Genomic DNA, 13,049 nt, shown 5'->3' with positions numbered 1-13,049 from the left:
CCTCCTCTTCCTCTCCTCTTTAATACATAAACCGATTCATAAAACGCAATTGGTCGAACTTCTGGATGGATTCAGGTGGGACTCTTTTGCCAATTCGGGCCATCAGGCAGTTGGCCGGGTGGGAACTGATTTCAGGATCATCTGTTGCAAAGTAGACCAAGCCACCCGCACTCATCATTTTTTCCATGACCTTGCGATAGTCCCAAATATTCAGCCCTGTCCCTTTCAAATCCCAATGCCAATAGTATTCAGTGGTGATGATGATGAAGTCCTCAACCGAATCGTCTTCCATTGAAAGGCGGATCAGGTTCTTCCCGACGGAGGCACCCCGGTATTTAGGGATGACCTCGATTGCGCCAAGCTCAATCAGGTCCTCCATCTTGATTTCCGACCAGCGCTCCAAGGGATCGGGATATAAGTAAGTTACATAGCCTACGATCGTTTCATTTTCACGGGCGATGAAGATCCTGCCCTCAGGCAAGTCTGCTATTTCTATTAACGCTTTATGCTGCAATGCAGGGGGGCGAAAGGCGACCAAGTCTTCGTGAAACTCATAAGCGGACATTTTTTCGCCGCTTAACGGTCCCTCGATGATGAGCGTTCCGCTTAATGTCTGCAGTTCCTTAGTGTAAAAGGTCTTACTATATTCCATTCTTTCACCACCCTTGTTATATAGTAATCATACACTCTCGCATTCCGAAGCATCGCTTTTAAACCGAATGGAAAGCTTACATAAATTATACATGAAAACAAGGGGCATAATTCAGAAAGTTCAAGGCGCTTTTGTTACAGTGCTTCTTCTTTCCCGGCTATCATATGGATGCACCTTGACCATAACCATATACCAGTAACTTTCGACATTCACCAAAAAGGGATTTCCCTATTATGGAAGCTTGCAATATTTTAAAAATTGAGATAATTCGATTCTTATACTATAATAAAAATATAGAGCCGAATGAAGGGGGAGTTTGTCGTATGAATGTGAAAGCGTTACCAGTAGTGGAAGGTAATTTTAATTTAAAGAATTATGATGAAAAATACAATAAGTTTGACTGGTCCGAGACGGAAAAGGAATTCTCCTGGTCTGAAACCGGTAAAGTGAATCTTGCGTATGAAGCCATTGACCGCCATGTCGAAACATACAAAAAGAATAAAGTGGCCCTTTATTACAAAGACGATAATAGAAATGAAAAGTATACATTCAAGGAAATGAAAGATTATACGAACCAGGCGGCCAATGTATTCAAGAACGTTGCCAATGTGGAAAAAGGTGATCGTGTTTTCATTTTCATGCCTCGCTCCCCGGAGCTGTATTTTGCATTGTTGGGTGCAATTAAAACGGGAGCGGTCGTAGGGCCGTTGTTCGAAGCCTTCATGGAAGGCGCCATAAGGGATCGTCTTGAAGATAGTGAGGCAAGTGTGATTGTGACGACACCTGAACTTTTGCCGCGTGTGCCAGTGGATGAATTACCCCATTTAAAGCATATTTTCTTGGTGGGGGAAAATATAAAAGAAGAAGGAAAGTACCATCACTTCAATAAGAAATTAAAAGAAGCCGACAAAAAATTCGAGATTGAATGGGTCGATCGGAATGACGGTCTGATTCTTCACTATACCTCCGGTTCCACAGGAAAACCAAAAGGGGTGCTTCATGTTCATAATGCGATGATCCAGCATTATCAAACCGCAAGATGGGTCCTTGATTTGCAGGATGAGGATGTGTATTGGTGCACAGCGGACCCTGGGTGGGTGACAGGGACGTCTTACGGGATTTTTGGACCTTGGCTGACAGGGACCTCGAATGTCATTGTAGGCGGGCGTTTCAAGCCTGAATCCTGGTACAAGACCTTGGAGGACTTTGGTGTCACGGTATGGTATAGTGCACCGACTGCCTTCAGGATGCTGATGGGTGCGGGTGACGAGATCGTTAAGCGGTTCGATTTAAGCAGTCTCCGCCATATTTTAAGTGTCGGTGAACCGTTGAACCCGGAAGTGGTGCGCTGGGGAATGAAGGTATTCAATCACCGGATCCATGATACATGGTGGATGACGGAAACTGGGGCTCAGGTCATCTGCAATTATCCTTGCCTGGAAATCAAACCGGGCTCGATGGGTAAACCGATTCCTGGCGTGAAAGCGGCAATAGTGGATGATCAAGGCAACGAGCTCCCGCCCCATAGAATGGGGAACCTTGCAATCAAGAAAGGCTGGCCTTCGATGATGAAGACCGTCTGGAAGAATGATGCGAAATATGAATCTTACTTTATGCCAGGTGATTGGTATGTTTCCGGAGATTCCGCATACATGGATGAAGATGGTTATTTCTGGTTCCAAGGCCGTGTTGATGATGTCATCATGACGGCAGGGGAGAGGGTCGGGCCTTTCGAAGTGGAAAGCAAGTTGGTCGAGCATCCAGCTGTAGCTGAAGCGGGGGTCATCGGTAAGCCGGATCCGGTCCGGGGGGAAATTATCAAAGCGTTTATCGCCCTTCGTGACGGATACGATGCGAACGATGAGTTGATTGAGGATATTCGTACCTTTGTGAAGCATGGTTTAGCGGCACATGCAGCACCTCGTGAAATTGAATTCAGGGATAAACTTCCTAAAACACGAAGCGGTAAAATCATGCGCCGTGTCTTGAAAGCTTGGGAACTTGATTTGCCAACCGGTGATTTATCATCGATGGAGGATTGAGAAACTGAGTCATACGGATTATTGAAACTGAAAAAGGCATCCATAGTCACTTTCATGGATGCCTTTTTGGGAAATTAGGAAACAGGCTGTCGGGCAATCCCGACAGCCTGTTTTAGTTCAAGAGTGTCATTCTTCCTCTTCTTCCGGTTTATCCGTTTCTTGCTCTTGATCATTGATCGTGCCTTGATCTTTGTCGGTCTCTTGAATTTCTTTATCTGTATTCTCTTCGTTTTGATCTTTGTCTTGAACTGGATCTTTTTCTTTATCCGTTTCCGTTTCTTTTTCTGGTTGTATATCTTTTTCCGGTTGTTTATCTGTATCTGTGTTTTTATCTGGACCGTTCTCTTCTTTTGAGTCTGTTTTTTTAACTTCGTTAACTATTTTATCTTTTCCGCGATCATCTTTATTTTTCGTGGAATCTTCTTTGAAACTTGTCTTTTTAGCGCCGCTTTCAACATGTTGGGAAGGGGCTGATTCTTTACCGACAATGTCGACGGCCGTTACGTAATAAGATCCGCCAGAGCCGACTTTGTAAACAAGATTCCCCCCAGCATTGATGCTCGCCACTTTTTTGCCGTCTTTATAGACACGATAACCGACGACATCTCCTTCATGATGCAAGCCCCATGTAATCTTATCGTTGCTGATCGTTATGGATAGGGGATCAGGTGCTTTGCCATTATCATTCAATTTCGCTGTCGCCCCGACGACATTTCCGGATTTTTCGGCTCCGGGAATCACGGATCCCGGGTCAACGACATATCTCAATCCGATATCTGCAAATGAATCTGGATTCAGCATGAACCCGCCGCTTGTGAATTCGCCAGGCGTTTGCGGAAGCGCTGCGTAGCGTTTGCTGCCGACTGATACATATTGTCCATCTATGAAACTATCATCCGCCCTTGATGGAGCATATTTGGCGATGAATAAATCCGATTTGACAAGTCCTGCCTTTTGACACGAACTTGAAGGCAGCAGTCCTGAAACGCCACAGAAAGAACGGCTGACAATTCCGCCAGGCATTTCAAAGCGCTTATCGGGGTCGATGAGTTTAGGGTCGACCTTGTATGCGGCATTGATCAAATCTGCCCAATAATACATATTACGTTTATTATATTCAAGACCATTATAAGTCCCTTGCAAGGATTTAGGTGTGTCATAACCCAGCCATGTACCGAATGATACATTGGGATTCGTAGCGACGAACCAAGCGTCCCAATAGTTTTGTGAAGTACCGGTCTTACCTGCCCAATCGCTTGAGAAGGCAAGGCGGTTCCTGACCGAAGCGGCCGTCCCGCTGTTTACGACATCACGCATCATATCAAGCGTCAAGTAAGCGGCTTGCGGAGAGAAAACATCCACTGGTTTCACTTTATGTTCATAGATGACCTTGCCATCCTTCGATACGATTTTATCGATCATATAAGCATCGATGAATTCCCCTGAATTGGCAAATGTGCCAAATGCATTGACGTTTTCTTCAACGGTCACACCTTCCTTCATGGCACCTAATGACATGGAAAGATGGGAGTAATCCTCTTTCGTCACGGTGGAGAATCCCATTTTCTCCAAATAGGAAGCGGGGCTCAGGTTGATTATTTTCTTGTAAAAGAGCGCTGCCGGGATGTTGTAGGAATTTTTTAAAGCCTCGCGGGCAGTCGATACTCCTGTATAGCTGCCGCCGCCATAGTTTCCTGGACTCCACGGTTTGCCGCCTGTTGGAATGGAGATCGGCACGTTGGCCGATACGCTGCCAGGTGAGATTTTGCCTAGCTCGATGCCTGGGCCATATACGAGCAAAGGCTTCATCGTTGATCCGTTCGATCGCAGTGATCCGGTTGCATGGTTCGTCTGTGACCGTTTGAAATCACGGCCGCCTACGAAACTGATGATTTTCCCTGTTTTATTCTCGATAAGAATCGCTCCGGCCTCCACGGGCTGGCTCACGGTCTTCATTTCCTTCGTATCCGGGTCGGGGACTTGCGCCAGTTTATCGTACCCGAAATTCGGATAGTTTTTCGTTACTTCCTGCATCTTGTCATAAATCTTTTTGTTGACGGTCGTATATACCTTATAGCCATTTTGCCGCAGCTTACGGTCGGCAAGTGCTAGATATTGAGCTTTTAAGTCAGCATTCTTTAAATCTTTCTCTTCATATCCGTCTTCTTTTGCCAGACTGACAGAGAGGATTTCGATGGAGCGTTTTTCGATTTCATTGGTGAGCCATGGATATTTCTCCGAAGGCATCTCCGTTTTACCGATAAAGTCTTTCGTAATGTCGTATGCGTTTGCTTTATCATATTCTGCTTTTGTTATGTATCCGTTACTATACATCCGTTTTAAAACGGTTTTCATCCGGTTGATGCCGGGCTCTTGATTTTCCTTCAGTTTTCCTTTCTGGGTATATGGTGTATATCCGAAAGGGCTTTGCGGCAATCCAGCGATAAAGGCTGATTGGGGCAGTGTCAGATCTTTGGCCTCCACGCCAAAAATACCTTCAGCAGCGGACTCGACCCCGGCGATGTTACGGCCTGAAGAGTTTCGTCCCAAAGTGGAGACGTTTAAGTACGTTTCCAAAATCTCTTCTTTTTCAAAGAACTTTTCGACCCGGAGCGCAAGAAGGATTTCTTTTGCCTTCCGGTCAAATGATACTTCGTTGGTCAGGATCTGGTTTTTAATGAGCTGCTGTGTTAATGTACTTCCTCCCGATTGGACGGTTGCATTCGAAAATTCCTGGTAAATCGCACGCAGGATGGCTTTCGGGACAACCCCGTCATGCTCATAAAAATACTCATCTTCTGTAGCGATGACTGCATTTTTAAGATGCTCGGAAACTTTATCGATGGACACTTCCTCACGCTCAAGGTCACTCTTGAGCTTGCCCAAGTATACTTCATCTGCAAAGTATACTTCAGAGGTCTCTTCATAATTGTAAATGTCTTTTTTCAAATCTTCTTTTGAGCGTACTGGCTCATCATTGACGAGGGCAGCGAAATAGCCGGCTCCGACGCCGCCGGCGAATGAGAATCCTAGGATCCCGACAATAATGAGGATCAGTGTTAAATTCCAAATGACTTGGTATGTAACCCGCGCGTTCTTATGTGTTTTTTCACTTTGGAAAAAACGGGTCAGCTGCTTCCAGACTGTTTGAAATCTATCTTTTTGATTATTATTCATCGTATCATACCCCCTGAAATCACATATATTATAGCATATAACATGCAGGGGAAAGGGCATCTTTCTTATTTTTCTATAATCTGTAAGGGTGATGTTGACAAGGATTCTTATGTATGATAAAAGTTTATTAACAACAATAAAATGATTAAATGATCGCGATGATAGGACCCAGTAGTCAGACTATCCCTGTTTCAGAGAGCCGGTGGTTAGTGGAAATCGGTACAAATGGTATGATGAATTACTTCCTGGAGCATTTGCTGTGAAATGATTAGTAGCAGGAAACGGCTGACGACCGTTATTCGTCTTGAGCGGAGGGCATATTATGTCCTCAAGTTGGGTGGTACCGCGAATTCATTCGTCCCTTCATATTCATGAAGGGGCGTTTTTGTGTGCTTTTTGCGGTTTTTTTCTATGATGGAGGAGGAATATTTAATGGAATTGCTTAAAGACCTCGAGTGGAGAGGAATTATTTATCAACAAACGGATGAAGAAGGTTTAAAGAACCTTTTGGAAAAAGAGAAAATTTCTTTATACTGTGGTGTCGATCCAACTGCGGATAGCATGCATATCGGTCATCTATTGCCATTCTTGACATTGCGCCGTTTCCAGCAGCACGGTCATCGCCCCCTTGTGCTGGTAGGCGGTGCGACAGGACTCATCGGTGATCCAAGCGGTAAAAAAGAGGAACGTCAGCTGCAAACGCTGGAAAAAGTGCTTTATAATGCAGACTGCATAAAAGGGCAGCTATCCCACATCTTTGATTTCGACGGTGAAAATGGTGCGGTCATGGTCAATAACTATGACTGGATAGGCAAAATTGATATGGTTACGTTCCTGCGTGATTACGGGAAATACATCGGCATAAACTACATGCTGGCAAAAGATACGGTTGCTTCCCGCTTGGATACGGGAATTTCCTTCACTGAATTTGCGTACACGATTTTACAAGGAATTGATTTCGGTCATTTATACAGCAATTACGACTGTAAATTGCAAATTGGCGGCAGTGATCAATGGGGCAACATTACGACCGGCCTTGAAATGATCAGGAAATCCAATGATGAGAATGCCAAAGCATTCGGTATGACGATCCCGCTCGTAACGAAAGCGGATGGAACGAAATTCGGTAAAACGGAAGGCGGAGCGATTTGGCTTGACCCTGAAAAAACGACTCCGTATGAATTTTACCAATTCTGGATCAATACAGCAGATGCAGATGTCGTGAAATACCTGAAATTCTTCACATTCCTATCTCGTGAGGTGATTGAAGAGTTAGAGCGATCCGTACAAAACGAACCGCATTTGCGTAAAGCGCAAAAAGCATTAGGGGAAGAAATGACCCGTTTGATTCATGGTCAGGAAGCTCTTGACCAAGCAATCAAAATCTCTGCCGCCCTATTCAGCGGTGAGGTGAAGAATTTAAGTGCAGCGGAAATCAAATTGGGCTTTAAAGATGTCCCTAGCTTCGAACGTGAAAGCAAGGAAGACATCGGTTTGGTCGATTTAATCGTTGAAGCGAAAATTTCGCCATCAAAGCGCCAAGCCCGTGAAGATATTCAGAACGGGGCAATCTCCATAAATGGGGAGAAAGTGACCGATCTGCAATATGTAGTGACGGAAGCAGCCAAGATTGAAGGGGAGTTCATCCTCGTTCGTCGCGGCAAGAAGAAATACACATTAGTGAAATGATTGTCCAAGGCCCGGCTGAATCCCAGCCGGGCTTTGTTCTGCAAAGATGTTTAAATTTAAAAAAACCCCATCCAAGGATGGGGTTTTTGAAGTTATTAACGAGAGTAGAACTCAACGATAAGAGCTTCGTTAATTTCAGCAGGCAATTCAGAACGTTCTGGTAAACGAGTGAAAGTACCTTCTAATTTCTCAGCATCGAAAGTAAGGAAATCAGGAACGAAGTTAGTTGCTTCAACTGATTCTTTGATGATTGAGAAGTTGCGTGATTTTTCACGAACTGAGATTGTTTGTCCAAGAGACACTTTGTAAGATGGAATGTCTACGCGGCTTCCGTCTACAGTGATGTGACCGTGGTTAACAAGTTGACGTGCTTGACGACGTGTACGAGCTAAACCAAGACGGTAAACTAGGTTGTCAAGACGTGATTCAAGAAGAATCATGAAGTTTTCACCATGTACACCTTTAAGTTTGCCAGCGCGGTCGAACATTGTGCGGAATTGACGCTCAGTGATTCCGTACATGTGACGAAGTTTTTGTTTCTCTTGTAGTTGCATTCCGTATTCAGAAATTTTTCTACGTTGGTTAGGACCATGTTGTCCTGGAGCATAAGGGCGTTTTTCTAATTCTTTACCAGTACCTGTTAGGGAAATTCCTAAACGACGGGATAGTTTCCAGCTTGGGCCAGTATAACGAGCCATAGGATGACTCCTCCTTTAAATGTTTTTATTTTGGTAAAATAAAAACCGTGTGAATGTACGATCATGACCATTTTGTTTTCATGTACCTTCGCCCTAGCAGCTGAGGGTTACGAGATACACCTCTGGATTGAGGAACAAAATGAGAACATAAAGGCTATCACATAGGCTGCAATATTTTACACAAAGAGTATTGTATAATATTCTGCTCAATGAGTCAAGGACAGTTGTGATAATTAAGGAATGGATAAGAGAATGACAGCAGGAAAATACAATATATTTAAAGGTTGTTTTCGCATACTGCTATTTACCAATTATTGCGGTGTGGTTGATTTCCTCTCCAGATGCTCCCGCAGGAGTCTCGCACTTCCGCTCCAATCAACCTTAAATCGTTTCGGTTTAAAAACAACAATCTTTACGATAAGAGTCTATTTAAAAAATACAAAATAGAGAGGTTTTTTCCATTGAAAGCGTTATGAGGTAATGAATCCAAAAGTCATGGATGGTATGAGACATTCCTTGGTTGCCTATGCCATGGGTGAGGTTCAATCCTGTGGAAGGAACGGGTACATGTACCTGGGGTCCTGTAATGGAAAAGGGAGCAGGCATGGGCTGCCGCTCCCTTTAACTTTTATAGATGATTGGAAAGGATTTCAGCGAACTTCTCCAGTCCTTGCTGATCCATTTCGTCAAAACGGTCCGTTATCGGGCTGTCGATATCGAGGACACCAAGCAATTTGCCATCCTTCATCAGCGGGATGACAATTTCAGATCTTGATGCCGCATCGCAGGCGATATGTCCAGGGAATTGGTGGACATCCTCAACGCGCAGGGTTTTTTCGGTTGCCGCTGAAGTCCCGCATACGCCCTTGCCCATTGGAATGCGCACACAGGCCGGAAGCCCCTGGAAGGGTCCTAGTATTAATTGGTCTTCTTCATATAAATAAAAGCCAACCCAGTTAATCTCATCGAGAAACTGATTAAGTAAAGCTGCCGCATTGCTTAAATTGGCTATCCGGTTCGTTTCATCTTCGATTAAGGCAAGTAGTTGTTTTTGGACCAGTTCATAGTTTTTTTCTTTTTTTCCTTGATACATTTCGACATTAAACAAAAGCGTTCACCTGTCTTCCTCATATTTTTACAGCACTTTCTAATCATGATGCTCCATTGTTGGGAAATTGTCGAGAACTTACTAAAGGATTCAGGCTCTTTCGTGAAGAAGTAGTCCATAAGACTTGTCTCAAAGAAAGCGAGGGATTGCCTGAATGAATCGCCAGACGCCAACGAAACAAGCCATTGTGGATGCTGCATTGCATTTATTTCATTTAAAAGGTTATCATGCTACATCCATACGGGATATTGCGAATAAAGCGAAAGTGAACGCTGCCAATATTGCCTACTATTTCAAGAATAAGCAGGGGTTGCTGGAATTCTGTTTCACTTCCTATTTAGAAGAATATATCCTGGTCCTTGAGACGAACATGACGTTGCTGGAACTTAAAGGCCCACAGCAATGCTTGATGAACCTTGTAAAGGATATCCTCGCCTTCCAGAGGGAAAACTTCCTTGCTGCACGGTTCATATATGGTGAATCTTCACTCGATTCCAATTTAAACCGGGAAATTCATTCGACTTATTTTACAAAGGAAAAGTCTTATTTTCAATATATATTGGAACAAGGAATCAAGAGCAGGAGTTTCCAGCAGGTCTCCGTTCCAATGTATATGCTGCAGTTGAAGGGATTATTGACGGCCCCTGTCCTGCATACCCATTATGCGATGGATGTGCTTCATGTATTCCCGCAGGAAGCGTATTACACGAATATTTATGCCAATGAAGTCGGACGATTCCTGCAAGATACCCTTTTCATTGCCGAAGACCTGCAGCCGCTGTTAGCTGGCCGGGGCTGAAGTGTAAACATGAGTTACCCATTATACCCTGCAATCAGTGCCTGATGGCCCTGACCCAAATCTTTAGCCTGATGGGCATCGGAACCGTAAATGAGCGGAATGCCGAGATCTATTGCACGCTTTGCAAATCGTTCAGGAGGGTAGGGTTCACCGCATAGCGGCTTTACATGCCCAGCCCCATTATAATCCAGTTCATACCTTTGATCCTTGATCATTTCGAGAACCTTGTAAACCCGCCCGTCAAAACTTGATGCCGGCGGATATCGATGCTGGAATTTATGGACAAGCGTAATGTGCCCGATCCGTTTTGGTTTATAAATGCCTAAATCAGTTTCTATTGATTTTTCCAGTGTATCGTAATATTTGGCATAAACCGAATCCACTGAACCTAGTTCATTGGCAATCTCACCGAACCCATTTTCGCTGAAATCGATGCAATGCCAGTTGTTTTGATGTTTGATGAAGTGAACGGAAAGTATACTATCATCAAGGAATTCTCCGATTTCGTCGAGGAATTCTTTTGTTTCTTTTTCATGCCCCTCTATAAAGTCAACCTCCAGACCTGTTTTGATCAGGATTTTGTCTTTATGGCGTTCTTTCAGTACGCGGAGCTCTTGAAAGTAATCCAGGAGCAGGGCAGCGTCCATGCCGCTGTCTTTTTCAGGCGTAGGATCTTGAAAATTTCGTGGCAATGGAGCATGTTCCGTAAATGTGATTTCCTTTAATCCTAGCTCGATTCCCCGCGTAATATATTCATCGAATTTATCCGTAGAGCCGTGAGGGCAAAACGGAGTGTGCACATGACCGTCAGCTTTCATGGTCCTTCCCTCCCAAAAAACAGGTATTTGTAGCAATTTTCTACAAAAAAATCATTTTTCTCGTCAAAAATTATTGCTAACATGGTATCATAAAAGCATTAAATTTAACATTTTTACATTTCATATATAAATAGCAAGACTGTAAGGACTAGAACAGGGGGCTTACCATGGATTACATAATTGGGGTAATTGTATTAATTTTGATTTTCATCATTTGGGGTTATTTTTTCAAAAAGAGATATTTTAAAGAAATCGATCGACTGGAATCCTGGAAAATAAGCATCACGCACCGCCCCGTGCTGGAAGAGCTTTCTAAAGTCAAACAATTGAACATGACAGGTGAAACAGAGGAAATGTTCGAAAACTGGCGCATTGAATGGGACGCCATCATTACGGATCATATGCCCGAAGTCGAAGAGCTTTTATTCGATGCCGAGGAATTCGTCGATAAATACCGTTTCAGCCGATCAAAAGAGATACAGCGCAAAATTACAGTCAAGCTGAATGAAATAGAGGAAATGATCAAAAAGATCCTATACGAACTGAATGAACTCGTAGGCAGTGAGGAAAAGAATCGATTGGAAATTGAGGATATCAAAGAATCCTACCGTCAATTGAAGAAATCCCTGCTTGCACACAGGCATAATTATGGGAAAGCGGCTGATAAGCTGGAAAGCTCCTTGGATGAAGTGCTGCAGATCCTTCAGAAATATGAAGAAGAGACCGTGAACGGCAATTATTTGAATGCGAGGGAGCTTGTTCTCACCATTAAGGACAAATTGGCGGTTCTGTCAGTTAAAATGGAAATGCTCCCAAAATTATTGGTTGATAGCCAATCCGAGCTGCATTCCCAGCTTAATGAATTGAAGGATGGTTATGAGGAGATGTCAGGACAGGGGTACCTGCTGAGCCATATCCAATTCGAGCAGGAAATATCAAGGCTTGAGGAAGAACTGGATCTATATAAAACACAATTGGAAAATGCCGAAACGGAAGCAGTGGAAAAAGGCATTAAAGAAATGCGCGAAAGCATCGAGGTTCTCTATGACCTTTTGGAAAAAGAAGTGCTTTCAAAACAGTATATCTTGAAAAATGATGAAGTTCTCAGGAAAACGATTAGTGACCTTGAATATGAAAACGATAAACTTAAAGTTGAAACCATACATGTTCAACACACGTATCATCTGACGGAAAATGAGCTCGATGCCCAACGGAAAATGGAAAAGCAGATTGCCCAGATTTCAAAACGCCATCAATTGCTCGTCTTGAAAATGGAGGATAATGTGATGGCAAGCTCGCTTATCAGCGAAGAGATGCAGGGGCTTGCAGCACAGTTGAAGGAATTACAGGAAAATCAGAAAGACTTTACCGTTAAATTACAGGCTTTACGGAAAGATGAAATGGATGCAAGGGATTCACTGGCCGAATTGAAGCGCAAAATGGTCGATACTGGACGTTTAATTTCAAAAAGCAATATTCCAGGTCTTCCAGAAGAGTATAAAGTGGTGCTATCTGATGCCAAAGAAAGCATGGATGACGTTCAGGGCAAACTTGAAGAAAAGCCGCTTGACATGGCCGCTGTTTATATTTATTTGGAAAAAGCGGTTCAGCAGGTGAATAAGGTACACGAAAAAGCCCAGGAATTGATCGAGCATATGTATTTGGCCGAAAAGGTGATCCAATTCGGAAATCGTTATCGAAGCAGTCACGATATGGTAGCCGAGAGCCTAAGGGAAGCCGAAGCGAAATTCCGAAGCTATGAATATCAAGCCGCATTGGAAACGGCAGCCACTGCCATAGAAAAGGTCGACCCAGGCAGTTTACGAAAAATCGGGACGAACATAGAAGAAGTCCTTTCCTGAAAACCCGCCATGGCGGGTTTTTTTCTTTTTATGGATTAGGTGGGAAGTTAAATCATTCCCGAGAATTTAAAGAAGCAGGTATCCTATCATTCTTGGACCAGTGTTTTACATTCTCTTTCAAATTCAATTATGTTAATATTAGAAGTTGCAACAGCAACATTGAAACTTATATTTAGAAGAGTGACCATCATAGATATAAAAACA

Annotated in this window: 9 protein-coding genes and 1 other annotated feature; of the genes, 4 read left to right on the top strand and 5 right to left on the bottom strand. The window is 43.5% G+C overall.

What is annotated here, in order from left to right:
* Positions 1–19 precede the first annotated feature (19 nt).
* Positions 20–652, bottom strand: a complete 633-nt coding sequence (locus tag J7I96_RS21020) for a GNAT family N-acetyltransferase (RefSeq protein WP_034309235.1) — start codon at positions 650–652, stop codon at positions 20–22.
* A 323-nt stretch (positions 653–975) separates the two neighbouring features.
* Here J7I96_RS21020 and acsA point away from each other — a divergent pair, with 323 nt between their 5' ends.
* A complete protein-coding gene (gene acsA / locus J7I96_RS21015) occupies positions 976–2,694 on the top strand; it encodes an acetate--CoA ligase (protein ID WP_214770958.1) in 1,719 nt (572 codons plus the stop codon).
* A 126-nt stretch (positions 2,695–2,820) separates the two neighbouring features.
* Here the strand turns inward: acsA and J7I96_RS21010 are convergent, their stop codons facing one another.
* Positions 2,821–5,871: a transglycosylase domain-containing protein gene (locus J7I96_RS21010; RefSeq protein WP_214770959.1), complete on the bottom strand. Its 3,051-nt coding sequence runs from the start codon at positions 5,869–5,871 to the stop codon at positions 2,821–2,823.
* 149 nt (positions 5,872–6,020) lie between these two features.
* Positions 6,021–6,237: a binding site (T-box leader), on the top strand.
* Positions 6,238–6,303: 66 nt separating this feature from the next.
* Between J7I96_RS21010 and tyrS the strand changes: the two genes are divergently transcribed.
* Complete coding sequence (gene tyrS, locus J7I96_RS21005) at positions 6,304–7,560, top strand: tyrosine--tRNA ligase (RefSeq protein ID WP_214770961.1); 1,257 nt, start codon at positions 6,304–6,306, stop codon at positions 7,558–7,560.
* A gap of 95 nt (positions 7,561–7,655) precedes the next feature.
* Here tyrS and rpsD read toward each other — a convergent pair whose 3' ends face one another.
* A complete protein-coding gene (rpsD, locus tag J7I96_RS21000; RefSeq protein WP_034309220.1) occupies positions 7,656–8,258 on the bottom strand; it encodes a 30S ribosomal protein S4 in 603 nt (200 codons plus the stop codon).
* Positions 8,259–8,886: 628 nt separating this feature from the next.
* Positions 8,887–9,366, bottom strand: coding sequence for a GAF domain-containing protein (locus J7I96_RS20995; RefSeq protein ID WP_214770964.1), 480 nt, complete (start codon positions 9,364–9,366; stop codon positions 8,887–8,889).
* Between the two features lie 154 nt (positions 9,367–9,520).
* Between J7I96_RS20995 and refZ the strand changes: the two genes are divergently transcribed.
* On the top strand, positions 9,521–10,165 hold the full coding sequence (refZ, locus tag J7I96_RS20990) for a forespore capture DNA-binding protein RefZ (protein WP_048682281.1): 645 nt from the start codon (positions 9,521–9,523) through the stop codon (positions 10,163–10,165).
* A gap of 14 nt (positions 10,166–10,179) precedes the next feature.
* Here the strand turns inward: refZ and hisJ are convergent, their stop codons facing one another.
* Positions 10,180–10,983 carry a histidinol-phosphatase HisJ gene (hisJ, locus tag J7I96_RS20985; RefSeq protein ID WP_214770967.1) on the bottom strand — a complete coding sequence of 268 codons (804 nt, stop codon included), beginning with the start codon at positions 10,981–10,983 and terminating at the stop codon, positions 10,180–10,182.
* Between the two features lie 167 nt (positions 10,984–11,150).
* Here hisJ and ezrA point away from each other — a divergent pair, with 167 nt between their 5' ends.
* Positions 11,151–12,845: a septation ring formation regulator EzrA gene (gene ezrA / locus J7I96_RS20980; RefSeq protein WP_214770970.1), complete on the top strand. Its 1,695-nt coding sequence runs from the start codon at positions 11,151–11,153 to the stop codon at positions 12,843–12,845.
* Positions 12,846–13,049 lie beyond the last annotated feature (204 nt).

It is taken from the genome of Bacillus sp. ISL-78, assembly GCF_018613455.1.
GTDB classification, from domain to species: Bacteria; Bacillota; Bacilli; order Bacillales; family DSM-1321; genus Peribacillus; species Peribacillus frigoritolerans.
This window is presented reverse-complemented; position numbering and strand designations above follow the sequence as displayed.